This is a genomic window from Treponema sp. C6A8, assembly GCF_000619925.1.
Taxonomy (GTDB): Bacteria; Spirochaetota; Spirochaetia; order Treponematales; family Treponemataceae; genus Treponema_D.
This window is the reverse complement of sequence record NZ_KK211042.1, coordinates 87,777-113,715: the sequence shown is the minus strand read 5'-3', so window position 1 is coordinate 113,715 and position 25,939 is coordinate 87,777. Positions and strand designations below refer to the sequence as shown.

Here is a 25,939-nt window from a genome sequence, read left to right as displayed (position 1 = left end):
GCTGTGGGAGGGGGCATAGCGATGAATAAAAAAACTATTTTATCATTTTTAATTCTTTTTGCTGCCGGCTTTACCAGGCTTTTTGCCGCATATAACACGCTTGGAATTCCAGATTCTGCCGAAATCCGCTCGGGGCTGACCGAAAAATGGTTTGAAGCCCCGCTGGAAATGGTTCGAATGAATAAGGCTGAGTTATTTACGAATGATATCGGCCAGGAATTTCAGGTCAGAATGGAAGAAGACGATTCTTTCTTCTATATATTCGTTTCGCCTAAAACAACAATCAATATCAAGGTTGTTTCAGATTCACAAAGTTATATAGAACAGAAAACTTATTATCCAGGAGACGTAGCTGGAAGCTTTGTCCTTGTCCGCGATAAAAGTAATGGCAAGGCTTTAAGCGCCCGTTACTATTTTCTTAAAGACAGCGGCGTTTACGTTCAGTTCACTCCATACGGAAAATCTGCCCTTGCAGACCTTGTAATTTTTGGAAATTATGCCGCCCGCGGTGCTCCGACAGGTCTTCCTTTTTCTTACTATTATTCTTCATCCTTTGACAATGTGATGAAGACAACTGAATCAAAAATCCCATGGAATTATGTCCTTACTTCCCAGAATGAATACCACGGCGTTCGTCAGATGTGCGCCGTAATTGATGAAGTTCTTCCTCAAATCAAATATGCCGCCGACGCAATGTACGACGGTGACGGCCATTTAGTTCACGTTGCTAGCGGAAAGACCTTCGCCTTTGATGAAATCGGCGAAACTTCGGTAGGGCAGTCCCTCTTCCTTTCTTCTGCCGGTTTCTTAAAATGGATTTGCGACGGTCTTGTAGAACCAATTGCAGGCTCCCAGCTTAAACGCGAGCCTCTGGTGCAGGACACTGTCTGGGTAAAAGAGCAGGGCCATCAGGGTGTTCTTTCTCAAAAATACAATCTTTATTTTGCTTTAAACTGGATTCGAAATCTTGCTTCGGCTGTGATTTCTGTTTATGCAAATAAAAACTATATGTTCAATCAGTCTGGCGTTGACGTAACAATCAATCCTTTTGCATCGTCAATAAACGATAAGGGCGTTGCCAATTCTGTAACCTTTATTGAAAACACAGGTTATAGAATTCAGGTGCTTAAATCGCTTTTGTACGTGCTTGCTGCCACAGAACCTGATACTTTTTATCTGGCTGCAATCCGTGAAACAGACAGAAGCGTATCACCTGAGGTAAGTGTATTTAATCAGAATGCGGTTTTCTTTCCGTATTTTATGGATGACGGTACTTTTACCTGTACAGTTTATATGAATGGAAGCAAACTTACGCTTGATGATTTCATGCGCCTCTATCAGTCTGATTTTGTTTATCTTACAAAGGTAAAATCAAATGAACAATTCTTCCCGGCTTATGATAAAAAATAAAATAATACTTACATCTCTTCTTCTGCTTAATTTCTGTGCCTTTGTGGGCGCGCAGAATATTGCAGCGTCGGAGACGGCTCTTTATAACGAAATTAATACTGCTTACTCAACCGGATTTTTGCCGGGTGTAATAGAAAAGGCATCCACTTTTGAAAGAAAATATGCGGATTCCGCCTATATCAATGAAGTTCGCCTGCAAAAGGCCAGAGCCCTTACTGGCGTCGGAATGAATAATTCCGCACAGGAAGAACTGCTGCTTCTTTTGAATAGCCTTAATGAAGATGCTCCTCAGACTCCTGAATGCTATTATCTTTTAGGAAAGGCATATTTTGGAAATAACCTTTATAAAAATGCCCTTTCAAGTTTTTACCTTGCTGCAAAAAAGACAAAAGGCTCTGATACTGCCGCAAATCAGGAAATCTACAATCAGAGTCTTCTTTATGCCGGCCGCATTTATTTTTTTGAGGATAATTTTAAGGATTCTGTCCGCCAGTTTGAATATGTAGTTTCAAAGGGCAATAATTATTCTCAGGCTGATTTTAATGAAGCCCTGCAAAAGCTGATTATTTCCTACAATAATCTTAATCAGGGAAAGAAATCTGTTGACCTCTTTAATTCCCTTCCAAAAGGAAGTTTTGACCCTCAGTTTTATTATACGACTGCCGTTTATGCGGCTCAGGGCTACGAAAATATCAAGGAATATCAGAAGGCTTATGATTTATACTGCGCCGTAATTGACGCTCAGATTGAAAGCCTTTCTGTTATCGCCCTTAAAAAAGCTTATCTTCTTGCAGATCAGAAAAAGGTGCCTGTAAATCCTGGTGAAGTTTTCAGCCGTAATACAGCTCTTTTTGAAACACAGCCCGACCTTGTCTGTGATTTCTGGATTCGCCTTGGCATTGACGAATTTGATGCAAAAAATTATGAAACAGCCCTTGATTACTTTGCTAACGCTGAAAAACTCATAGATGAAGGTGTAAAAGGGGATTCTGCCCTCATCGAGCTTTACCGGGCAAAGATTGTTCTTGAAACTGTAAGTGACGTAAAGGTTATCATGCTTGAAAAAAAGCATTTTGACGAAGTCTTTGAAGTATTTAAAAATTCCCCGGCTGAAAATATTATGGATTCCTATTATTCAACTCTTCTGCATTTTGCAGTTGTCTTGAATAACTGGAACGATGTTCAGAAAATCTACGCAAATATCAAAAAGCCTGATGCAAAATCAGCATATTATTCGGCAACATTTTTTTACAATAAGGGTGATTATGCCGGAGTTCAGAAAAGCCTTGAAGACTACCTATACGATTCTGAATGTAAAAAGATGTATGCTTCCAGCTGCCTGAAAGCCGGAAATGCAATGAAGGCCCAGGCCCTTTACAAGGAACTTGAAGCAGACGGCGCCCTTGATGAAAAATCAACTCTGGAATACGCAAAAGCCCTCTTTATCACAAAGCATTTTTCCAGCTCTTATGAGAAGACCCGGGGAGTTAAATCTCCTGAGGCTCTCTATATCGCAGGCCTTGATTTAATCAACCTTAGAAAATGGAACGAGGCACGCAGCAGTTTTAATTCCTATATTTCTCAGGCCTCTTCTTCAAAAGACTTTTTGCTGCTTTCTTTCTTCTATAAGGCTTATGCAGAATATAATCTTGGCGAATTCAAGAATGCCTATGCCTCATTTGTCCGCTTCAATTCGGAAGCTGAGTCAAAACCTGTGGAAATTAAATATCTCCGTCAGTCTCTGGACTTTGCCGTAAAAAGCGCCCTTCAGAACGGCGATTTTAAGAGCGCTTCAGCTCAGGCAGAAAAGCTTGTAAAAATTTCCCAGACTAAGGAAGAAAAAGAGGAAGCTGTTCTTTTGAATGCCCAGATTTATGCAGATTCGGGTAACGCTCAGAAGGCTGTGGATGTCCTGATTCCCTACACAAACGATAAAGCAGATTTTGCCCTTCTTGCTCTTTTTGAAATTGCAAAGATTTATGAAAAGCAGGGCGATTTGAACCAGGCAGAAAAAAATCTTGAAAAAATCATAACAAAAGCTCCTCGTTCGCAGACAGCAGAAGATGCTGTTTTCCACCAGGGTGAGATGTATTATTCTCAAAAAAATTATTCAACTGCAGAAAACCGCTTTAATCAGTACATCTACAAGTATGCAGACGGCAAATACAGTGATGCGGCTCTTTTCTTCTGCGCCGACTGCAATTACAGACTTGGTTCTTACGAAAAAGCCGTCATGCTTTGCCAGGTTTTCATCAAAAAATACGACCAGAGCATTTATGCCTACGGTGTCTACACAAGTCTTTTGAACGCCTACTACGACGAGCAGGATTTTGAAAACGCCCTTAATGCGGCCGAAACTCTTATCCAGAAATATCCGGAGCAGGCAAACGGTGACGGAATCGGAAAGAAAGCTCAGGAGCTCAGACGTCTTGTTTCGGGTACAGACAAGACTCTTGCCCTCAAGCAGAACGAATATGAAAAGGCCGGTAAAGCTTCTTCCAAAAAAGGCCGAAAAATCGGCACGGAACTTGTGCGCCTTTATCTGAGAAATAATGAAACTCAGGCTGAAGGAATTAAACTTGCAAAGGAACTGGCGGCGCTGCAGACTGCTGATGATGAAAAGGAATTTTTTGCCCAGAACACCAGCATGATTGCAGAATATAATAGAAAAAATGGCGAAAATAAGACTGCGGCCCAGGAATATCTTGAAGCGGCTGCTGCCTACAGAAGCTCCGGCAATTCAGAAAAGTCTGCAGAAAGTCTTTACTCTGCCGCAGAGGCCTTTGCTGCTGCAAAACTTATGGGTGATGCCCGCGAAACAGCTGCAACTCTAAAGGAATTGTATCCTCAGAGTCACTATGCTGAATCAGTTGATAGAATTACAGGAAATTAGGAAACAGAATATGAATATGAAAAAAAATAAAAATACTAAAACAAAGGTTCTGATTTTTGCGAGCCTTGCTCTCATGGCGGGAAATCTTACTGCCCAGTCAAATGAAGCTGAAAATATTGAACTTGATGATTTAACTACGGTTATTAAATCTGGCAATCTGATTGCAGGGGAAGATGCCCTGCCTGCTTTTTCTGATGTCGTTGAAGAACCAAAGGGAAGCGGTTCTATCGTTCCTCTTCTTCCGGACGTAACAGTTCAGGAAAAGCCTGGAGTTGCAGATGCCGCTTCGGCCAAAAAGGAAAAATCTGTGTTTGCTGAAGGTAAGGTAGGCGGCGGCTATCCGGCTCTCTTCTACGGTGATTTTTCTGTTTACCGTTTGAGCGGACAGAATCCTTTCTTTATCGGATTTAATCATGATTCTGCTGCAGGTTATTCAGGACATTCTCTGAAAGACGGCTATAAAGACAGTACAACAGGAATTAATATCACAAAAACAATTCAAAAAAATAAGGCACTTGTAAACCTCAACGGTAACTACAAGGTTTTAGTAAACGGATTGCAGAATAAGGTTCCTAATTTCAGCGATATTACCCAGAATGACGTAAAGGGTGGTGCTGATTTTACCTGGCAGTTTAATGATATTTTTTCTGCGGGCGCATCTCTTAATGCAGACTTCTATAACCGCTATTCTGCCATCACCGGCACAGATTCTTATGCCGATTTTATGAAAAACGTTAGCGTTTTAGGCCTTTCTCCAAGCCTTTTTGGCAACGTTGACCTTGGCGCTTTTGATATCGGATTTTCAGGCTCCTACTGGATGGATTCAAATACAAACGGTTCCATTGCCTATGACTATGAAAACCGAACTTCTGAATGCGGAAAGATTTCTAACCGCGGACTTTTTAAGGTAGAAGCTTTATGGCAGAATCAGATATTCAGGGCTTACGCAAACGTTGGAGCCCTCTTAAGTGATTCAATGAACAATAATTACATTACTGCTCCTTTTGCCTTGGGCGGAAGCGCAGTTTTCCCGGTTCCTTTTTCAAACCGCAAGGCTAGCATAGGTCTTGAAGGCGGACTTTCTGCCAAGCGAACCCGTGTAGCAGATCTTGAAGAAAAATATAAGTTTACTTCATTGAACTTTATTCCTCAGGAAGTTACAGACTGGTACATTCAGCTTGATTCATACCTGCCTGTAGGAAAAGGCTTTACTGCCGCTGCAAAAGTTGCCTATAAAAAGACAGCCTTTGGAAACGGCAGATGGCAGCCTTCTTATGAAAGAGCCTATAACGGCTTCTATCTTTATAAGCAGGATGATTTGAGCATTCTTTACTCAGAATTAAGCCTTACCTGGTATTATAAAATCCTTTCTTTGACTGCGGGCTTAAAATCAAACTGGATTGATATTCCGGTTCTTGAATATAATCAGCTTATCAGTCTGGGCGTAGGTCTTACAAGCGCCAGCGGCAAGTTCAGCACAAGCCTTACAGCAGATTTCGGACTTGATGACAGTTCAACTTCAATCGTGCCTATTTTCAATCTTGATGGTTTTGTAAAAATTACTCAGGCGGTAAGTATCGGGGCTGAACTTACAGATATTATCAAGCTCTTCTCTGGTACAACAAGAACTTACGCCGGAGATTATATAACAAGAAGCGGTACAGCTTCTGCAATGGTTAAATTTTTCTTCTAATCTAATATAGAAAAAACTTGGAGGTTTTAGAAATGTTAAGCAGTATTAAAGCAGGCGGAGTATTGATGTTTCCAATCATTTTGTGCGGAATCATTGCAACTTTTATTATTATTGAGCGTTGTTTTTATTTTATGAACATAAAGAAACGTGATGAAAAGCTGATGAACGATTTGCAGGGCTCTCTTGGCTCTCAGAATTTTGACGCATGTGCCGTTGCCTGTACAGAAGCAGGCACACCTATGGCTCAGGTTCTTAAAAAGGCCTTTGACTGCCGCCGCTATCAGGAAAAGGATTTGCGCGAGCTTGTTGAAGCAGAAATGGACTTTGTTGTTCCTCGTCTTGAGCATCTTTTGACACCTCTTGGAACAATCGCAAACATTGCAACTCTGCTTGGACTTTTAGGAACTGTAACAGGTAACATCAAGGCTTTTGGTGTTCTTGGTGCCGGCGGTACAATGGGTGATCCTGCTTTGCTTGCAACTGCAATTTCTGAAGCATTGGTAACAACTGTTGCAGGTCTTATCGTTTCAATTCCTTCTGTTGTCTTCCATAACTATTTTATTTCCCGCGTAAATCATCGTCTTGTAGAAATGGAAGCAAAGGTAACTGAAGTTCTTGTCCGCCTTACAGGCAGAGTGTAGTCAGTTCAAGAGAGGTTGTTTTATGAGATTAAGCAAAAACCGAAAGAGAATAACTTCTAATGTAGATATGACTCCAATGATTGATATCGTATTCCAGTTGATTCTCTTCTTCCTGGTTTCTACAACCTTTGCCATTCTTCCGGGAATAAAACTGAATCTTCCTGAAAGCACAACAGCCGAAGGAACTTCGATGAAGGGAATCACAATTACAGCTGAAGCCAACGGAAGCCTTTATTTTAATGAAAAAGAAGTTAATATGAAGACTCTTAAGGCTGAACTTGTAAAATACGATACCGGCGATACAAAAAAGATTGAATTTCCAATCTCTTTAGAAGCAGACAGCGAAGTTAAAAACGGAACAATCGTAAAACTTTTTGACGTAATCCGTGAAAGCGGATACGCGGTAATTAATTTGAGGACAACATCCAAAAAATGACAGAAAATTTGTGGACAAAAATCCAGAAAATACAATATAAAAGAACTCCGCTCTTTGGACGCGACAGCAATCCCCAGAACACAAGTGAATTTGTGGCTTTGGCGGGAACCGTCCTTTTGTGGCTGATAATTTTCCTATTTCTGATTATTGCAAAGCCCTTTTATAAAAAAAATGACTTTAAGCCGGTTCAGATTGTGCTTTCCAGCACTCCGGTTGCCAAAACAGAAAAAAAGGAAAGTGCTGCCGCAGCAGCTGCCCCAGCGCCTCAGGCCACAAGTTCAGAAAAGCAGATAAAAAAGCCGGAACAGGTGAAAGAAGCTCCTGCCCCGGCACCTGCAAAATCTACAAAGAAGATTGCAGACACACCTAAAAAATCTGCAGAAAAGGCAGCTGCAAAGCCTGCGGAAACGAAAAAGGTAACTGCGCCTGCTAAAACTCAGGCTCCGGCGGCTCCTGTTGAATATGCCAAGAGTGTAGAAGATTTGATGGCAGAACAGATGTCTTCAAAAAGTACTTCAACAAAATCTTTCAACTGGGATGATTTTGATGACTCAAGTGATGATGCAGCAGAAACATCTTCTCAGCCACAGAAAGTTTCGGCTTCTTCTTCTGTAACGGGAACCTCAGGTAAGGCAAACTCGTCAAGTTCTGGCGTTACAAGTTTGCAGGAAAAGGATGGTTCCATAAACGAAACAGCTTCTTCCTCTACAACAGGTGCTCTTAAAGGTGTTAAAAACGCTACTTACAAAGGTTCTGCCGGAACAAGTCATACTTCGGAACTCACAGCTTCTGTTTCAAATGGCAGCGGACATAATCAGTTTGCAATGGCAGACGGTTCTTCCCGCGGTCTTATTGAACCTGCCGAACCAAGAATAGATTTGTCTGAAGCTGCTGCTAATCAGGTTGATACAACAATTAATGTCTCAATTTTTATTGAAGTTCAGCCAAGCGGAAACGTTACAAGCGTAGACTTTAATCCATCATCTATTGTACCGTCTCTTGCCCAGCAGGAAATCCGTTCCCAGATTATCGGAAAATGGCGCTTCGAACGTGCCGATTTTACATCAATGGGAAAATTCCAGTACACAATTAAAAAACTTTAGACTTATTCTCTTTTATAGAAGATATTTTCCTTGCCCCCACAGCGGGCAAGGTGATGTTGTTAGATCATATTAAGCTGATTTTTAAAGAGCTTTTTTCAGTTCAAGAACTCTTTCTATAGGAAGTTCAGAAGCCTGAGCTATTTGTTCTGTTGAAAGTAGATTCATTTTTAAAAGATTTTTTGCTGTTTTTACAGCTTTTTCTTCTGTTCCAAGGAAAATACCTTGTTGAATACCTTCCGCAATGCCTTCTTTGCGAGCGGCTCTCTGAATGTCACGGTCGTGTAAGTTCATAGCTGCGTAATCCCTCCTGAATATCTCGTTTTCCTTTGTCTTTTCAACAAGTTGAGAAAGACGTCTTGATAAATCATCTTTCCCAGGTTCATTAGTGCTTATAAAATGCAGGAAAGCCTGAATCTTCGGGTCTTTTGCTTCTTTGTATGCACTTGCATTATAGATTACCTTGCATGATTTGTCATTTAAATTTACTTCAGGATTTTCAGAGCATTGATTTCTGAAAGTATAGCAGGGAAGTTTGTAGCATCTGCCATTTTCATCCTTAAAAGGGTCATGCTTGCAGATGAAAAGAATATAGCTTTCTTTCAGTTCCGGATAATCCTGTCCTTTCATAAGGCTGTCGATGTCAATCATGGACTGGTAATAACGTGTACGTTTTCCAAGGGCCTCCTGCGGATATGACTGTAATTCTACGTCTATGATTTTATCAGAATCCTTAATGTAGACATCAAGGCGGACACCTTTTGTCGAATAGTAAGGTGCAATCTGTTTTTCAAGCTTTGGGTATTCGACGTGATTTACTTTTACGTGAAGAAGCCTCTCTACAAGTTCTGCGCAGATTTCCGGATCGTGAAGGACTGCCTGAAACATTCCGTCATCTGTAAAGGTAAGCTCTTCAATTGATTTTGAGTGATAGGTTGTGTTTTCCATTTGCATAATCTCCTTACCTATATACTTTCCAAGATGATGCTGATTTGACAAAAATTTTAGGAAAAAGATATGTTTTTTGAGAAAAAAATCTGTAAAATCCTACTGAATTGTAAAGTGTTAGGATACAATGATTATCAGGTGTTATGTTTTAATAATAAATAAAGGTATAACAGAGTTTATAAAGGGTAATTTGGAAGACCTGTTGAATTTAAAATCAGGTTTGGAGTAAAAATGAATAAGTGTGTTTTTTTTACGGCTAAAGAAGGTAGCTCAAAAGAATTTTCAATGGCAAAGCTAGCTGATGAAAAAATTATTTCCCCTTTAGATGTTGATAACTTTATAAAGCAGAACAGACGATTTCCATGCAATTTGGTTTTGGTACAAAAGCGCATAACGAAAAATGGAATAACTCAAAATATCAATGTACCTGAAAAAGAATTTTTTGATTATCAGTACAATCAATTTGCATATTATCTTTTATCAGAACGATTGAAAAACTGTATTGAAGAAAATAAAGGCTCAAAGGATTCTTTCAGTTGGATAAAAGTTCCTGTCAGTTCAGAGACTGAAACAAGGGATTATTATATTCCGATATTTGAAAGTATTCCAGATGTTCTTGATTTAGAACTGACAACAAGAGTGCCTGCAAATAATGCAATTTTGGTTCCATGTTTTGCATCCGAAAAACTTGAAGGACATAATTTTTTTCCAAAAGAAACTTCTTTTGGTGTACTTCCAAGAGGAATATACGTTTCAGAATCTATGAAAAAAATATTACAGAAACAGAAATTTGATAATATTAAATTTGAGAAAGTAAAATGCAGTTTAGGCGGCACTATTATTTCTTAAAATAAATGACACTATACAACTTATGAAGTGTGTAGTGTGGTTATTTTTTTACTCCCACAAATACCAATTGTGACTAATTAATATAAATTCCCAAAAACTGTGATATAATTTTTGTAGGGAAAATTCCAGTATACAATTAAAAAATTATAATTTTTGAGGGAAGTATGCCAAAAGTTATCACATTCGGGGAAATCATGCTCAGGCTTGCGCCGGAAGCTTATCTGCGCTTTGTGCAGGCGGAGCACTTTGAGGCCAGCTACAGCGGGGCTGAGGCAAACGTGGCGGTGAGCCTTGCAAACTACGGAATTGAGAGTGCTTTTGTGACAAGGCTTCCTGAAAATGAAATAGGACAGTGCGCCGTAAATTATTTAAGAAGATTCGGCGTTGATACCCGGTTTATTTCCCGTTCGGAAGACGGCAGAACCGGCATATACTTTCTTGAAAAAGGGACCAGCCAGAGGGGGGCAAAGGTAATTTATGACCGTGCCGGTTCTGCCGTATCTCTATCAACTCAAAAAGATTACGACTGGGACAGCATTTTTGAGGGGGCGGAAATCTTCATGCTTTCTGGCATTACTCCGGCTTTGAGTGACTCTCTTGCAGAAATCTGCGTAAGCGCATGTCAGATTGCCCGAAAAAAAGGAATCACGGTCGTTTTTGACTTGAACTACAGAAAAAAGCTCTGGACGGCAGAAAAAGCCCGCTCTGTAATGGAAAAAATCTGCAAAAACGTGGATATCTGTATTACAAACGAAGAAGACGCTTATGTGGTATTCGGAATTGGGGATAATGACGAGAACTTTTCAAAAATTGACCAGACGAGATATGAAAAAACAGCCTATGAACTTGCGGCAAGGTTTGATTTTAAGAAAGTCTGCATTACCATGCGGGAATCTAAATCTGCAAGCGTGAACGGCTGGTCTGGACTTCTTTACGACGCGAAAGAAAAAAAATCATATATAAGCCCAAAATACGAAATTAATATTGTGGACCGTGTGGGGGCAGGGGACGCCTTTACTGCAGGCATTATCTACGGCGAGCTCAAAAAAATGCGGGCTGTGGAAGAACTTGGCTTTGCGGTGGCTGCGGGCTGCCTGAAACACAGTATAGAGGGCGATTTTAACATGGTTAGCGAGCAGGAAGTGCTTTCTTTGATGAAGGGAGACTGCAGCGGGCGTGTAAAACGCTAAAAATATAAAACAAATTGTTCTAAATATGTCTCATTTTTAAATTTAAAGTTTTACTTTTGGATAATGTAGGTTTATAATTTTACTTATGTTAGAAGTACTTAATGATGCAGACTACGAACTTTTTCGAAAGGTCATTTATGATGAAAGCGGTATCACATTCTCTGCAACAAACAGGTCAATTCTCGACAGCAGAATAAAAGAACTGCTTCGCAAAAAGAATATGTCCACTCCTCAGGAGTATTATGCCCTGATTACAAAAAGCACCGAGGAAATGAAGGAGATGCTGGATGCGGTTACAACAAACCTTACCCGCTTCTTCCGAAATCAGCCTCATTTTGATGCTTTTATCAATTATGTAATTCCTAATATCATAGAAGCCAAAAAGGCAAAAAATTCTTTTGATAAGACAATAAAAATCTGGAGTGCCGGCTGTTCTACTGGTGAAGAGCCTTATACTCTGGCTATGATTATGAAGGAAATTACACCTATGGGCTGGGATTTCCAGATTACGGCATCAGATATTTCCCTTAAATGTCTTATGACCGCCCAGACTGGTTTTTATGCAGATAATAAAGTTGATGGTATTCCTGAAAATTATCTGCAGAAATATTTTACCAAGGTAGAAGGCGGTTATCAGGTAAGCAAGGATTTGCAGGCAAAAATCAAATTCGACTACCATAACCTTAAGAACGATTCCGGTGCACGCAATCTTGATGTTGTATTCTGCCGTAACGTTCTTATCTATTTTGATGAGCCTGCCCAGCTTAAGGTAATTGATAACTTCTGGAATTCAATGGCAGCTCATTCATATCTTTACATCGGACATTCTGAGTCCCTGTTCGGTATGAATACTAAGTTTGAATTCTTAAAGACACAATGGGCTTGTCTTTATAGAAAACTTCTTGATAAATAAAAAAAAGTTCAATAAATCTCAATTAAACTTGCGAGGTATATGCTATGGATGATATTTCGGTATTGGTTTGTGATGACTCAGCCTTGATGCGCAACCTTATTGGACGAATTGTTGATGAAACAACCGGCTTGAAAGTATGCGGAAAGGCTGAAAATGGTCAGGATTTGCTGGATAAAATTCCTCAGTGTAATCCTGATGTAATCCTTCTTGATATTGAAATGCCGGTAATGAACGGTGTTGAATTCCTTAAAAAACGCAAGGAACAGAAAATTAAAGTTCCTGTTATCATTCTTTCAAGTGTTGCTACTGAAGGTGCAAAAGTTACCATGCAGTGTCTTGAGCTTGGTGCTTCTGACTTTATTACAAAGCCGGGCGGATCTTCTGTAACACTTAAAATTGCTGATGTATCAAGTGAAATTATTGAATATATTGCGTCTTATGGTGGTGCTTATGCGAGCGCTCACGGAAAAGAAATTCCTGAAGCTGATTTCTTTACTCAGCAGGTAAAACTGCGTGAAGCACAGCGTCAGGTTGTTCTTAAGAAGGGTGAAGAAGCTGCTAAGAACTTTACCATTCAGAAGACCGACTTGCCGGCTTCTTCTTTGTGGAATAAACCAAAGCTCAAGGAACCTGTTACCATTACTCCAGCCCGCTCCGGCGGTAAGATTGAACTTATTGCAATCGGTATTTCAACAGGTGGACCTAATGCTTTGCGCGATGTATTTAAAATGATAGATCCACGTCTTAAACAGCCTGTAATGGTTGTTCAGCATATGCCTGCGGGCTTTACAAAAGAGTTTGCGGCAAGCTTGAACAATATTTGTCCACTTACAGTTACTGAGGGCGTAGACGGAGAAAAGATTGAAGGCGGACATGTTTACATTGCTCCGGGCGGATATCATATGTTCGTAGAGCATCGTGCAGACGGCAATTACGTAAAACTCAGTCAGGATGAGCAGAGAAACGGTCACAGACCTTCTGCTGACGTTCTCTTTGAGTCTGTTGCAAAAATCTATCAGAATAATGCTTTGGGCGTAATTATGACCGGTATGGGACGCGATGGCGCTGCAGAGCTTGCAGAAATGCGTAAGCAGGGCGCTTATACTCTCGGCCAGGATCAGGCTTCAAGTATCGTTTACGGAATGCCAAAGGTTGCCTTTGAGCTCGGCGGCGTTCAGAAGCAGGTTCCTCTCATGCAGATGGCTGACGAGATTTCAAAGCTTGCCCGCGAGCATTGCTAGCCCTGCAAAGTTGCGGTGTTAGTACTGCAATTCTGCGATGTTATTCTCGGACTTGATCCGAGAATCTATTCTTCTTTAGATGAAACACGAATCTTCATAATAGGGTTCGTGTTTCTTGATTTAACGAAGAGTATAATGGATGGAATGGCGAAAAATACCAGTGTAAGGGCGAATTTAGTGCTTTCCTGGGGTGTGTATCCGTCTTCCAGCTTTGAGTCTGTCAGAAAGGCTGTAATGGCCGGAGAAAGGTAATAGCCTGCAAAGGCTGAAGCAATTGGAATCAAAAGGCAGAGTGTATGCCCGATTTTCTGCTTCCAGGTGCGGCGTAAATCTTTTTCTATAATAAATTCTTTTATGGCGTCTTTCATAGGGCATTCATTTCCTGAAGCTTTTTAGTACATTCAGCTTCGCCGGTTTTGTTTCCAAGCACATTGTAGGTGTCCTTAAGGTTAAAAAGCGCATCTTCATAATAAGGGTTGATATAAACGGCCTGCTCAAAAAAATCTGCTGCGGCTTCGTAATCTTCTGTCTGAAAGCATTTTACACCAAGCAGATTCCACAAATGTGTATCAAGAGGATTGAAATCAAGTTCTTCTTCACAGATTTCCTGAACCTGGTTGTAAAGCTTAAGTGTTAGGCAAATCTGCGCGTAGGTTTCTGCTACATCCGGATTATGAGGCGCAATTGAATATGCTTTTGCAAGACAGTCCTTGGCTGCCTTTGTGTTGCCCATGTCGCGGTAGGTTACACCCATATTGAACCACAAAAGATAGTTGTACTGGTCGAGTGTAAGGGCCCGCTTAAAACAGGCAATTGCTTCAGGAAAATGTCCTGCAGAGGCCAGGTGAATAGCTTCATTGTTTAATTTATCTGGATGCTCTGTCATTATCTGAAATTCTCCGGAATCATTGAAGTAAAGAGTTCTGAAATCAAATCAGAATTAAAGAAGCCCAGGTTGTCCTTAATAAGCTTTTTTCCTTCTTCTGCTGCTGCTTTTATACAGCCGCTGCTTTCCAAAAGCTTTATGCATTCTTCTACGGCTGGTGAATCAATGCCTTCCTGAGCTGCCTGCTTCATAAGTTTTGCAATCTTTTCTGCATCTGAAGGATTTTTTTCTACGTGGATAAGAACCGGCAGGCTCTTTTTACCTTCTACAATATCGTCTCCGCGCTTTTTGCCCGGGTTTCCGCTTGTAAGGTTAATCACGTCGTCAATAATCTGAAAGCCCATTCCAATATTTGCTGCGGTTTCTCCGGCCTTATCAGCTTCATCTTCTGTGGCTCCTCCCGCGATATAACCGATTTTAGCAGCCATAGAGGCCAGTGTACCTGTTTTACAGCGTACCATGCCCTGATATTCGTCTTTTGTCGGGAAGAGTTCTGGTGTTCTGTGCCAGAAAATATCCATTGCCTGTCCAAGATGAAGGCGGCGCAGTTCTTCTGTGTAGACCTTGTAAAGGGTAAGGCGGCGATCATCCGGGATATTTACTTCTGTAGAATTAATGCAGACCGGGGCTTCAAAATAAAGCCAGCTTGCGGCGTTTAATGCTGTATCAAGACCATAGGTGATGTGAGCTGCAGGCTTACCGCGGCGCAAGTCTGCTGAGTCTTCTATATCATCATGGATAAGGCTTGCTGTGTGAACGAACTCTACAAGCGGTGTAAGAGAGTAGGCTGTATCTTCTGAGAGTTTTGTAGCTGCATTTATTTTGCTCTGCAATTCATAACATAAAATTAAAAGAAGAGGACGCCAGCGCTTTCCTCCAAGGTCTATAAGGTTTTTATTTGGAGTAATCAGGTTCTGAATGAAGTTTTCTGTAATGGCTGCTGAAAGCTTTCCAAAAGAATTATCCTGCCACTTCTTTGAGACTTCTTTTGAAAGTGACTTGTTAAGTGCTTCCTCTATTTTTGTGAGCCTATTTAAAAGTTCCTGTTTCATAACTAAATTATATAAAAGAATTGACAAAAAAACAAATCCTTGAATTTTCAGAGAATTTCACCATTTATCAACAATAATTCACCCCTTATCCACAAGTTATCCACAATTTGATTTTGTCCTTGTGGATGAAATTCGTGTCAATAGAATTTGTAAAAAAATGCAAAAAAAAGTTGCGAATAGTTGTTATAACAAGTTAAGTTTAGATAATATCAATAATTAACTTTTGATAACAGAATAAGTTGTGTAGGGGTTTATGGCATAAACTATACCTGGAATTTGTTTCACAAATATAACATGTGAAACATTTTGAGAACTTTTCCACAAGTTATCCACATTTTGAAAAATATCAGGTGGAATAAATTGTGGATAAAAAAAGGGGTATTCCTTAAGGAATACCCCTGCTTGCAGTCTTAATAGTTTTTAGCCCAGTGTAACTTCACCGCCGTCGTTGATTGCAAGAATTGAACGGCAGCCTGAACATCTGAAGCGGCCTGCTTTTGTTGCGCGCAGCTTTTTGTTGCATACAGGGCAGGAAATAATCAGAGGGAAGGTTGAGCTTGGAGCTGAACTTCCGCCTGCAGAGAAATAAGACATAGCCTCTTCTGCAGATGATTTAATATTAAAGAACTGAGAGAAACCTAAAAGCTGGAAAACTTCATAAACTTTAGGCTGGATCTCAAGAAGAACAACGTCTCCGTCTTTTGGTTTTACGATTTTTAAAAATACTGTGAATGAACCTATACCAGTTGAAGAAACATAGTTAAGAGCAGAACAGTTGAAAATCAAATTGATGTAACCTGCTTCAATAACCTTTGTGATTTGTTTCTGGAAAAAACTAGAATTATAAGTATCAATATAACCGTTCAGATAAATGAAAATTCCGCGGTTTACACCTTCAGCCTTCTTTAATGCAATTGAAAGGCTGTCATCCTTTTCATTGTCAAATCCTGGAATAATTGAATTGTTGCTATCCATACGCGTATCTTTTCCTTAGTAATTTATTCTATTTAATTATAACTAACAATTCTTACATCGTCAAATCTTTTAATTATTTTAATTATTTTAACACGATTAATCATTAATATAAAATCTGCCGATAATATAGATAGGAAAGACTGTAATGAAAAAAGCATTGTATTTTATTTTGATTTATCTGGTATTACTCATTTTGGGAACCCTTCTGGCGACCTTCCTTTATTCGCTTTATCTGAACGTTACAAATTTTACAGCCGGCCGGCCTATGGCTTTGTTTCAGACTCCAGACCTTATCAAATCCTTTTTTTATATTTCATCCTGCTATGCTTTTTTAATCTGTCCTGTATTGTGCTATTACCGCATAAGACATGCTTTTGGCCCTCTTCAGACCTTTGCCTATATCTTTATTTTTGCGCTTACCTGGGCTGTCGTATTTCCTATGAACTATAAGCTTAAGACTTTTGTAAATAACAATTATGACTTTGGGAAAATCGAAGCAGAGCAAGGGCTTACCGGCGGCTATTTCAGAAAGGTTGGAGATAAAATCTACTATTTGGTAGAAGATTATAATTTTGACCGTGTGACCAGAATTATTGAGCTTGATACTGAAAATGATATACCTGCCCGCTACAGAGTTGTTTTTTCTGATGAAGATTTTGAACTTTTGAAGGCTGGAAAATCTTATAAAGACATCATCATTAAGAGTACTTTTGATGATTCTTCTATTGCTAATTTTATAAATCTCAAAAGCCTTGTTGAATATGGCGAAAATTCCTTTTCCAAGGGCTTTATTGCATATTTGTGCTTTCTTTCACTAGCATTTGCAATTTGTTCGGTATACGGTCTTTCTTCCCTCTTTGACTGGAATTTGCTGAATGTCTGCGCCGTTGTAGTAACTCTTTCTGCAATCCTGATTTTTAATTCAATCTATTTTTCTGCCGGCTTTGCTCCTGTAATCCGACAGATTTATAAAATAGGATTCTTTGACTTTACAAACAGATTCATACAGGAATCCTTCCTTGTTTTTGTAAATTCTGTTTTCGGACTGCTGCTTACAGTTACCGGCATTATTAAGTTCATTTTGAAAAAGAGCGCTTCAAAAAAGGAGAATGACTAAGATGAAAAAGATTATTGGAACCTTATCCTTTTTTTTAGTTTTTGCGCTTATTGTTAGCCTTGTGGCTGGTTTTATAGGAAGCATTCCTTCTGCTGTGCCTGAAAATGCCAGCGCCAAATACAAACTTCTTGTTGGTGTGGGATATTTTTTACGCTATCTTCCTTCAGTTGTTTATTCAGGTTTCCTTGTAAGCCTTTCAGTTTATTTTGGAAATAACTGTGAGGGAAGTATAAGCCGCTTTTCTTCTGCAATGCTTGGAAGATTTAAAATCCTCATTATTTATGCCTGCGCCTGCGCCTTTGTCCTTACGATGAGTACGGAAGTTTTTGGAAGCCTTATCAGCCGTGGAAAGAGAAATATTATCAATCATCCGAAACTTGTTGCCCAGTATATAAAGGTTGGCCAGTCTTTTTTTGAGCAGGGCGTTTATACAAAAAGTTATGCCTATGCTGACGCTGCCCTTGTTTTGGATCCTAATTCAAGAGAAGCTGCGGAATTAAAAGATCGTTCAGATGTAGAAATCAACCGCGAAAATACTTCTAATATCCGTTTTGAAATTTATCGTTCAAGCAAGGAAACTCATGATAATTTTTCTAAGGTAAATATTGATACAAGAAAAATCTCTGATGCCTATAAGTGCTATTTGAACGCTTCTTCCTGCTATGACAGAGGTGAGTGGATTAACGCCCACTACTACGCTCAGGAAGGTCTTAAGCTTTCAAGCCCTAAAGACCCGAATGTTGATAAACTGAGGGTTATTGCAACTGAAGCCTGGAATAAGATAACGACAGAGCACGATCTTGCAAAAAATAAGGACCAGCAGTTTTACGATGCAAAATATGAAGGCTATCTTGCACTTGTAAAAAATGATGATTTGACTGCCTATTATATTTTCCGTGATTTATTCCTGTCTTCCCGTGATTACGCAACAGATCCTGATGTTATCTTCTATCTTGATGTTGCTTCAAAGCGCATTGATGAGCGCTGCTTCTTTGATGATGAAGTTTTCCAGCTTGAAAGTTTTGAAGATTTGAATGATATCTGCTTTTCTTATACTTATACGGACGGGTCAAAGGATATCATTTATTTCCGTGGTGTAACTTCAATTAAGGAAACTGGCCGCACGGTTCAGTATCTGCGTGATTTGACGATTCAGACAATATCTGAAGACGGCAGCCTTTACAGAACCATGACAGTGCCTTATGCAAAGGTTCTTCCTGTTTCCATCAAATCTATCAACGAAAAAACAAAGGAACTTTTGGGAATAGATCCTAAAGTAAGTGTTATTCCATATATCATGCTGAATTCTGTAGGCCGTGATGATCCGAATATCAGAACGGAACCTCTTTATGTTTATGAATCAGGAGAGACTGCCCATGTTCCGGAATATATTCTGCTCCCGATGAATTACAGCGATTTTACAATGCTGGAAACTCAGACAAGCGAGCCTGCCCGCATTCCTTTTGGAAACCTTTACAAGCTGGTAAAAAAGGCCAGTCTTTACGGTTATTCATCTGAAGTTTACTGCGAAGCCCTTTTGAACCGTATTTTCTATCCATTCTGGATTGTGATTCTTTTAATCGGCTATGCTTCTGTTGCATGGAATTACAGGACGAAGGTTAATCAGTATTTTAAGATGACCTGGGTTTTCGGCTTCCCGTTTATAATTATAATCTGTCATTTCTTGAACAAATGGCTTTTGTATATCTTTAAGCTGATTAATTACGTTATTGTAGGAGTTGTTCCTTCGGCTTCGGCAATATTTATCGGTTTTATTCTCTATGCAGGAATTCTTGTTTTGATGTCACTTTATTTCTTTGCAAGACATACTGTCAGATAGGTCGAAAGGGCTTTGCACGTCAAAGCTGAGTTCTCCTTCTGAGCAGGAAAGGCGCTCTGCGTGAAGATAGATGCGTTTTGCAGGCACTCCGCCGTAGAGAGTGTCTCCTAAAATCGGAAGGCCCGCCCCGCTTAAGTGAACGCGAATCTGGTGAGTGCGGCCTGTAAAAAGCTCGCATTCAACTAAGAAGCATTTTTTTCCTTCAACTCTTATTTCCTGGCAGATATGGAAGGTAGTCTTTGCATAGAGACCGCCCTCTTTTTGTGATACCGGCCCCCATTTTCCGGCCTGAGATTTTGATGAAACCCGGCCAAGGTAATTTTCTACGGTGAAGCTGCTGCCAGCTTTGAGTGGGCGGGCTGGCTGAGCGACGCCACTTTTACCCGCTGCAACAACTGCCTTGTAAATTTTTGTAAAATTGTGGCTTTCAAACATGTCGTGAACAGCCTTGTTTACCGCTCTCGTTTTTGTAAAAAGAATAACGCCCGAAGTTTCGCGGTCCAGGCGGTGCATTATGCCAACGTAAGGCGGATTTCTCAGTTCAGGATTACGCTTCCATAAAAAATCGACTACTGCGTCGTGAAGGTTCTTTCTGTTCCCTGTGATTGTCTGTTCAACCGGGAGAAAGGCTGGTTTATTTACAAAAATAAGATTTTCGTCTTCAAACAGAACATCGCGGTCGGTCATTACAAAATCGATGTCGTCAGGCTGCTTTTCAAAGAAGAATTTTTCTGGCTCAAAGTCTACGTTTACTTCAGAGTGTCCTCGCAGTTCAAAGGCAGGGCGGCGGCATTGACGGCCGTTTACACTTACGCTGCCGGCTAAAATAAGACGGCGGATTTTGGAGTTTGAGATTGCCGGAGTGGAGGGGGCTCTGATGCCGGCGGAAGCAGCACTGGCGGTGGCAGGATGCACTCCTTCAGCCACTCTTGCAGGCAGCTCTTCCCTCAGTAATTCATCAAGACGGCAGTTTTTATTTACCCGAATCTTTATAAGCATTTGAGTTCGCCGTTTTCTATCTTAAGTTTGATTTTTGCAGGTTCCATGCAGACGTTTTCCAAGAAGGCCTTCAAATCAAAGGCTTCCGGGCCCAGTAAATCATCTGCAGAATAAGAAAGTTCAAGTTCGCAGGAATCACCTTCTTTTTCAAGGCGGGAAATTGCACCGTTAATTCTAACAATATCGTCCACAAGTGCAATTAAGTCGTGCTGATTTTTTTCTTCGTATTTTTCTGCCAGGAAAAGCAGCTGCATTTTTTCTATATCTGTATGATTCTGCTCTTCCGGTAAAAAGCCGCTTTTAAAATCACAGTTGTTGCAGCGCTGCCATTCAGCAAAGTCTGCAAAAAAGCGGGAAGGGTAGATTTTTAATGGTTTAAGCACGTTTAAGAACCAGGGCACTGCACGGCCGGCAGAATAGAAAGTACGGCAGGCAAAGCTCAGGTCACGCGCATAGCGGATATCCTTTGCGCTGAAGATGCCGCTTACAGAGGCTGTCTGAGCTTCTTCCGCATTTTCAGTCTGTGAAAAATCAATGTGATTTGGATACTGGTTGACCGCAAAATCAAGGCGTTCCATAAAAGCCTTAAGAGTGTCTCCCGTTTGCGCTGCATATTCAAGCTGAAATCCAAAAACAATTCCAGCCTGATTCAAAAGGTTTGCTTTATTCGCAAAGAATTTTTTGTCAAATAAAAGTTTTCCGCCTTTTTCAACTGGGCGCAAAGGAATATCAATAGAACAGAAAAGATTCTGCAAGGCGCCGACAAGCTCGCGGTCAATTGTCCCTGCATCAATCAAAAAAGAAAAATATACGTCCGGCGCTTTTTTTGCAGCCAGACGCATGATTCTTAAAAGAGAAGTTTTATCACACGAAAGTTTTTCGTCATGAATTGAAAACTCAGTAATTCCCTTTTCTGCAAGATGAGGAATCTGAGTTTCAATTTCATTGGAACGAAATTTATATTCTTTTTCTTTCACTATAGAATTTACTATAAAAGTTTAATTCCGCGTTTTTCGCAGTCTTTAATGATTTCATCAGACCAGATGCTTACCTGAGTTTCTCCGATGTGAGCCTTTCTCAAAAGGAACATACAGAGACGAGACTGTCCGATACCGCCGCCCAAGGTCTGTGTAAGTTCTCCCTTCAAAAGCTTAGAGTGGAACTCAAGTTTAGCACGTTCCTGGCATCCGCGTTCTTCTAGCTGAGCCTTCAAAGATTCAGGGCTTACACGAATACCCATTGATGAAAGTTCAAATGCTGAATTCAAAACAGGATTCCATACAAGAATATCACCGTTCAATCCGCGGTGACCATCGCCGCATTCTGTAATCCAGTCATCATAGTCAGGAGCACGACCGTCATGAATTGTGCCGTCATCCAATTTTCCGCCAATACCAGTGATGAAAACTGCACCGTATTTTTTAGCAACGATATCTTCACGCTCTTTTGGAGTAAGCTGAGGATATTCTCTCTGCAAATCATCTGCAAATACAATCTTAATTTCTTTTGGCAAGATAGGTTTGATTTCCGGGTAGCGGTCGTAAAGGAAGAATTCTGTGCGCTGAATACAGCGGTAAACTTTTTTTACAATCTCGTGAAGGAAGAATACTGTTCTGTCCTTTTCATCAATTGCCATTTCCCAGTCCCACTGATCAACGTAAATAGAATGAATTGCATCCAGATCTTCATCCGGGCGCAAAGCGTTCATATCTGTGTAAATACCAAAATCAGGATCAAGTCCAAGTTCAGTTACCTTAAGACGCTTCCACTTAGCAAGCGACTGAACAATTTCCATTTTCTTTTCGTTCAAAGCCTTGAGAGGAAAAGAAACCGGACGTTCAACACCATTCAAATCATCGTTAATACCAATTCCTGCCGGTACAAAAAGAGGGGCAGTAACGCGGGTAAGGTTCAATTCTGTAGAAAGAGCAAGCTGGAAAAAATCTTTAATCGCAACAATGGCGTGCTCTGTTTCCTTGTTGTTCAAAATGCTTTTGTAAGTAAGAGGAAGTGTAATCATTTTTTGTGCCTTCTATTCGCCCTGGTAGTTGATAAGTGTAGTTACTTTGCAAGGAGCAAGAGCTTTTTCGTAGTTCAATTCTGGAAGTCCGATAATTCCGAAGAATTCTGCAACTTCAGCGCCACCCTGTTCAATAAGGTTTTTAGCTGCGGCAAGAGTTCCGCCAGTTGCAATCAAGTCATCAATTACAAGGATTTTCTGACCTTTTTTAATATCCTTTTTGTGAACTTCAACTTCTGCAACGCCATATTCAAGGGCATATTTACAGCTGTAAGTATCTCCAGGAAGTTTTCCCTTTTTGCGGATAAGGATAAGAGGGATGCCTAACTTTTCTGCCAGTGGAGCTGCAAAAACAAAACCACGTGATTCAACACCGGCAACGGCATCAAGTTTTGCATCCTTGTACAATTCTACCATTTTATCAAGACAGAATTTGAATGCATCCGGGTTTACAAGAACGCCAGTAATATCATAGAAAAGGATTCCCGGTTTTGGGAAATCGTGAACGCGGCGAACCGCACTATCAAGTAATTCTAAACTCATAATGATTTATTTTAGTACTCTTGATAAGAAAAAACAATACTTATAGTTTTTCCATTGCCTTAGCGGCGGCCTGTGAGTTTTCGTGCAGAACTGACATGAAGTCTTTTCTGGAAATTTTAATCAGCTTACACTGGGTAAAGGCAATAGCAGTCTGGCCTCGTTCTTTTCCAAGAATGCAGCTGCTGTCGCCTATAAAACTGCCAAGGTTTATGAGCCTGGTTGTATTTTCATCACTTAATTTTACAAAGCCCTGGCAGATATAGTAAACGCAGTCGGATTCATCTTCCGGAGTAAAAATAATGTCTCCTCCGTTATAGTAAAGGGAGTTTTCTGAGATTTCATTGCTTACTGGATTTATAAAGAGGATGCGCTTGAGGTTTTTGAAGAATTTATTTTCATAAAAATCTGGAAGAAGATAAAGTTCCTTAAGCAGAAGGGTATCGAAAAACTGTGAAGCATAAATCATCTGGGCGAAAAACAAAAAGATTACAAAAAAGAAGTAGACTTTAAGCATCATGATGATTACAGCACTGATTGTACCGTAGATTACGTTGTAATTTGCAAAAGTGATAAAGTGATTGAGGAAAAAGGAAAAGATAAAGGCAGAAAGGGTATTCAGAAATGAATAAAAAATGCAGATTCTCCATTTAGGCTTTGTTCCTGAACCGATTTTATAATAGTAGAGAGTTACTATAAAAAGCATGAGATAGAGGGCAAATGAAAAAAGCAGACTGGAAAGCTTATTGAAAAATAGCGGCGAGATTTCGATAAATGGTTCGAATATCGGGAACTTTAAAATCTTGTTCATTGTAAAAGATGCGATGATTACAAGGACGATTACAATTATAAGGAAGAATTCTGAAAAAAAGGTTACCAGCTGATTGATAGTTGTCTTGCGTTTTGAAATCGAGCGGAAAATGCGGTTTAAGGCAGAAACGATTGAACTGAAGAGCTTTCTTGCCATCCAGATAAGCCATAAGCCTAAGAAGATGTCGAAAAGGTGTATGGTCTGAAGCTTGGTGATATTTGAAAGGGCGAATTCAACGTCTATAACCGAATAAAACTGTGCAGCATAATTGAGGATGTAAGTTTCAATTTCGGGAACTATGCGGATAATCGTTGTAAGCAGGGTTAGGATAATCAGCGAAACAGGAACAAAAGAAAAAACAAAGCCGAAGGAGCAGGAGGAGGCACTTTCCCAAAGATTGTTGGAAACAAAATTGGAAAAGGTAAAATACATCAGCTGTGAAAAATGCAAAAGTTTTTCTGAAAAATTGAACTTTGTTTTTATCATCTTATTACTGTTTTTTATTGAAAATAATTATAGCATACAAATTGTAAAAAATGAGTTAAATCATTAAAATATCTTCTATATTTTATGTTTTAAAGGACTTATTTATGGTACCAGTTTTAATCAAAGATTTATTAACTTCGGAGCCTGACGGACGTAAAGTTTCTGTTTCTGGCTGGGTTCGCACTGTTCGCGACTCAAAAAATCTTGTTTTTATTCAGGTTAATGACGGAAGCTGTTTTGCTAATATCCAGCTTACTTTTGACCGCAATGCTCCATCAAATAATGCCAATGTAAACAATATCGAAGCTGAACTCAAAAAATTAAATACAGGTGCATCTATCCGCGCAGAAGGTATTTTGATTCCTTCTCCTGCAAGCGGACAGGCTGTTGAAGTTACCCTTGAAGATCTTACCTGCATCGGAACTTGTAATCCGGATGAATATCCATTGCAGAAAAACAAGATGAGTATGGAATATCTTCGCGATAACGCTCACTTGCGTGCCAGAACAAATACTTTTGGTGCTGTTTTCCGCGTACGTAACCAGATGGCATTTGCCGTTCACTCCTTCTTCCAGGAACGCGGCTTTGTTTACATCAACGCACCGGAGATTACCTGTTCTGACTGTGAAGGCGCCGGAGAAATGTTCCAGGTAACAACTTTGAGCATGGAAAAAATTGCCGAGATGGGTGTAAAAGCTGGTCAGGGCGGAATGAAGATTGAAGATGCTCATAAAATTGTTGACTACTCAAAAGACTTCTTCGGAAAGAAAGCTTCTCTTACAGTTTCTGGTCAGCTTGAAGCAGAAACAATGGCTACAGCTTTGAGCCGTGTTTACACATTCGGACCTACTTTCCGTGCTGAAAACTCAAATACTCCACGTCACCTTGCAGAGTTCTGGATGATTGAACCAGAAATGGCCTTCTATGACCTTGATGATGACATGGACATTCAGGAAGACTTTGTAAAATATCTTTTGAACTGGGCTTTGACAAAATGCCGTTCAGACCTTGAATTCTTTGACAAGCGCATTCAGCCAGGCCTTATTGAAAGCCTTACAAAGGTTGCAAATGCTAAGTTTGTCCGCATTTCTTATACTGACGCAATTGCAAAGCTGGAAGAAGCAGCTGCAAATGGTGCTAAGTTCGAGTTCAAGCCTTACTGGGGTTGTGATATTGCAACAGAGCACGAACGCTATCTTACAGAAAAGATTTTCGGCTGCCCTGTAATGGTTTTCAACTATCCAAAAGAAATCAAATCTTTCTATATGAAGCAGAACGAAGACGGAAAAACTGTAAAGGCAGTTGATGTTCTTGTTCCTGGAATTGGTGAATTGATTGGTGGTTCAGAACGCGAAGAGTCTTACGAAAAGCTCTGTGCAGAAATTGAACGCCGCGGTATGGATAAGAGCATTTACAACTGGTATCTGGATTTGCGCAAGTTCGGAACAGTTCCTCACTCAGGATTTGGTCTTGGATTTGAACGTCTTATCCGCTACGTAACTGGTATGGAAAATATTCGTGATGTAATTCCTTACCCTAGAGCTCCTAAGCTGGCGGATTTTTAGTACGCAAGTTTCCGTAAGGAAACTTGGTAAGCACGCTTGCGTGCGACTTATCCCATATCCACGTGCACCAAAACTTGCTGACTTCTAAATTTTAGCCACAGATGCACACAGATTTAGGCAGATGAGTTAAATAGAAAGAGATGGCTGATTATCAGCCATCTCTTTTTTATCTGCGTCCCATCTGCGGCTATTATTTACCGCAGCAGGAACTTCCAGAGCAGCTGGAACAGCCGCATCCGCAGCTTGATTTACCAGCTTTTTTCTTTTTTATCATACTTGTAAGAGTTAGTACTACAAGTCCAGCAAGAATTAAAGATACAATAACTGTTCCCAT

At 40.1% G+C, this 25,939-nt stretch carries 24 protein-coding genes; 13 read left to right on the top strand and 11 right to left on the bottom strand.

What is annotated here, in order from left to right; all coding sequences use genetic code 11:
• The first annotated feature begins 21 nt into the window (after nt 1-21).
• The 6 genes from T530_RS0112470 to T530_RS0112445 are packed head-to-tail and all read left to right on the top strand — an operon-like array spanning nt 22 to nt 8,176.
• The gene (locus T530_RS0112470; protein WP_027729296.1) at nt 22-1,410 is read left to right on the top strand and encodes a hypothetical protein; all 1,389 of its coding nucleotides are present in this window, start codon (nt 22-24) and stop codon (nt 1,408-1,410) included.
• Entirely contained in the window at nt 1,397-4,303 is a 2,907-nt protein-coding gene (locus T530_RS0112465; RefSeq protein WP_215904675.1) for a tetratricopeptide repeat protein, read from the top strand. The genes T530_RS0112470 and T530_RS0112465 overlap by 14 nt, the downstream gene beginning before the upstream one ends.
• 10 nt (nt 4,304-4,313) lie before the next feature.
• Nucleotides 4,314-5,996: a hypothetical protein gene (locus tag T530_RS0112460; RefSeq protein ID WP_027729294.1), complete on the top strand. Its 1,683-nt coding sequence runs from the start codon at nt 4,314-4,316 to the stop codon at nt 5,994-5,996.
• 32 nt (nt 5,997-6,028) lie between these two features.
• Nucleotides 6,029-6,637, top strand: a complete 609-nt coding sequence (locus T530_RS0112455; RefSeq protein WP_027729293.1) for a MotA/TolQ/ExbB proton channel family protein — start codon at nt 6,029-6,031, stop codon at nt 6,635-6,637.
• A 22-nt stretch (nt 6,638-6,659) separates the two neighbouring features.
• Nucleotides 6,660-7,073, top strand: a complete 414-nt coding sequence (locus T530_RS0112450) for a biopolymer transporter ExbD (protein WP_027729292.1) — start codon at nt 6,660-6,662, stop codon at nt 7,071-7,073.
• Nucleotides 7,070-8,176 carry a hypothetical protein gene (locus T530_RS0112445; protein ID WP_027729291.1) on the top strand — a complete coding sequence of 369 codons (1,107 nt, stop codon included), beginning with the start codon at nt 7,070-7,072 and terminating at the stop codon, nt 8,174-8,176. Before T530_RS0112450 ends, T530_RS0112445 begins: the two co-directional genes overlap by 4 nt.
• A gap of 81 nt (nt 8,177-8,257) precedes the next feature.
• Here T530_RS0112445 and T530_RS0112440 read toward each other — a convergent pair whose 3' ends face one another.
• Nucleotides 8,258-9,121 carry an Rpn family recombination-promoting nuclease/putative transposase gene (locus T530_RS0112440; RefSeq protein ID WP_027729290.1) on the bottom strand — a complete coding sequence of 288 codons (864 nt, stop codon included), beginning with the start codon at nt 9,119-9,121 and terminating at the stop codon, nt 8,258-8,260.
• 231 nt (nt 9,122-9,352) lie between these two features.
• On the opposite strand from T530_RS0112440, the gene T530_RS0112435 reads away from it, so the two are divergent.
• The 4 genes from T530_RS0112435 (at nt 9,353) to T530_RS0112420 (ending at nt 13,314) form a co-directional block, all read left to right on the top strand.
• Complete coding sequence (locus T530_RS0112435) at nt 9,353-9,970, top strand: imm11 family protein (RefSeq protein WP_027729289.1); 618 nt, start codon at nt 9,353-9,355, stop codon at nt 9,968-9,970.
• Between the two features lie 164 nt (nt 9,971-10,134).
• A complete protein-coding gene (locus T530_RS0112430) occupies nt 10,135-11,160 on the top strand; it encodes a sugar kinase (RefSeq protein WP_027729288.1) in 1,026 nt (341 codons plus the stop codon).
• A gap of 85 nt (nt 11,161-11,245) precedes the next feature.
• Nucleotides 11,246-12,073, top strand: a complete 828-nt coding sequence (locus T530_RS0112425) for a protein-glutamate O-methyltransferase CheR (protein ID WP_027729287.1) — start codon at nt 11,246-11,248, stop codon at nt 12,071-12,073.
• Nucleotides 12,074-12,117: 44 nt separating this feature from the next.
• Nucleotides 12,118-13,314: a chemotaxis response regulator protein-glutamate methylesterase gene (locus T530_RS0112420; protein ID WP_027729286.1), complete on the top strand. Its 1,197-nt coding sequence runs from the start codon at nt 12,118-12,120 to the stop codon at nt 13,312-13,314.
• Between the two features lie 65 nt (nt 13,315-13,379).
• Here T530_RS0112420 and T530_RS0112415 read toward each other — a convergent pair whose 3' ends face one another.
• From T530_RS0112415 to T530_RS0112400, 4 genes are all read right to left on the bottom strand, one after another.
• A complete protein-coding gene (locus T530_RS0112415) occupies nt 13,380-13,682 on the bottom strand; it encodes a hypothetical protein (protein WP_027729285.1) in 303 nt (100 codons plus the stop codon).
• On the bottom strand, nt 13,679-14,200 hold the full coding sequence (locus T530_RS0112410) for a tetratricopeptide repeat protein (RefSeq protein WP_027729284.1): 522 nt from the start codon (nt 14,198-14,200) through the stop codon (nt 13,679-13,681). Before T530_RS0112410 ends, T530_RS0112415 begins: the two co-directional genes overlap by 4 nt.
• Entirely contained in the window at nt 14,200-15,252 is a 1,053-nt protein-coding gene (locus tag T530_RS0112405) for a polyprenyl synthetase family protein (RefSeq protein ID WP_027729283.1), read from the bottom strand. The genes T530_RS0112410 and T530_RS0112405 overlap by 1 nt, the downstream gene beginning before the upstream one ends.
• A 420-nt stretch (nt 15,253-15,672) precedes the next feature.
• Complete coding sequence (locus T530_RS0112400; protein ID WP_027729282.1) at nt 15,673-16,227, bottom strand: STAS domain-containing protein; 555 nt, start codon at nt 16,225-16,227, stop codon at nt 15,673-15,675.
• 145 nt (nt 16,228-16,372) lie between these two features.
• Here T530_RS0112400 and T530_RS0112395 point away from each other — a divergent pair, with 145 nt between their 5' ends.
• Entirely contained in the window at nt 16,373-17,344 is a 972-nt protein-coding gene (locus T530_RS0112395) for a hypothetical protein (protein WP_027729281.1), read from the top strand.
• A gap of 1 nt (nt 17,345) precedes the next feature.
• Nucleotides 17,346-19,184: a hypothetical protein gene (locus tag T530_RS0112390; RefSeq protein WP_038074718.1), complete on the top strand. Its 1,839-nt coding sequence runs from the start codon at nt 17,346-17,348 to the stop codon at nt 19,182-19,184.
• Here T530_RS0112390 and T530_RS0112385 read toward each other — a convergent pair.
• The 5 genes from T530_RS0112385 to T530_RS0112365 are packed head-to-tail and all read right to left on the bottom strand — an operon-like array spanning nt 19,149 to nt 24,040.
• Nucleotides 19,149-20,183: an RluA family pseudouridine synthase gene (locus T530_RS0112385; RefSeq protein ID WP_027729279.1), complete on the bottom strand. Its 1,035-nt coding sequence runs from the start codon at nt 20,181-20,183 to the stop codon at nt 19,149-19,151. The two genes, T530_RS0112390 and T530_RS0112385, sit on opposite strands and share 36 nt — an antisense overlap.
• The gene (locus T530_RS0112380; RefSeq protein ID WP_027729278.1) at nt 20,174-21,160 is read right to left on the bottom strand and encodes a hypothetical protein; all 987 of its coding nucleotides are present in this window, start codon (nt 21,158-21,160) and stop codon (nt 20,174-20,176) included. The genes T530_RS0112385 and T530_RS0112380 overlap by 10 nt, the downstream gene beginning before the upstream one ends.
• A gap of 11 nt (nt 21,161-21,171) precedes the next feature.
• Nucleotides 21,172-22,203, bottom strand: coding sequence for an aspartate--ammonia ligase (gene asnA, locus T530_RS0112375; RefSeq protein WP_027729277.1), 1,032 nt, complete (start codon nt 22,201-22,203; stop codon nt 21,172-21,174).
• 12 nt (nt 22,204-22,215) lie between these two features.
• On the bottom strand, nt 22,216-22,746 hold the full coding sequence (locus tag T530_RS0112370) for an adenine phosphoribosyltransferase (protein WP_027729276.1): 531 nt from the start codon (nt 22,744-22,746) through the stop codon (nt 22,216-22,218).
• A gap of 40 nt (nt 22,747-22,786) precedes the next feature.
• On the bottom strand, nt 22,787-24,040 hold the full coding sequence (locus T530_RS0112365; protein WP_027729275.1) for a YhjD/YihY/BrkB family envelope integrity protein: 1,254 nt from the start codon (nt 24,038-24,040) through the stop codon (nt 22,787-22,789).
• 104 nt (nt 24,041-24,144) lie between these two features.
• Between T530_RS0112365 and asnS the strand changes: the two genes are divergently transcribed.
• Entirely contained in the window at nt 24,145-25,605 is a 1,461-nt protein-coding gene (asnS, locus tag T530_RS0112360) for an asparagine--tRNA ligase (RefSeq protein WP_027729274.1), read from the top strand.
• Between the two features lie 190 nt (nt 25,606-25,795).
• On the opposite strand, the gene T530_RS15050 is transcribed toward asnS, so the two are convergent.
• Complete coding sequence (locus T530_RS15050) at nt 25,796-25,939, bottom strand: FeoB-associated Cys-rich membrane protein (RefSeq protein WP_081773741.1); 144 nt, start codon at nt 25,937-25,939, stop codon at nt 25,796-25,798.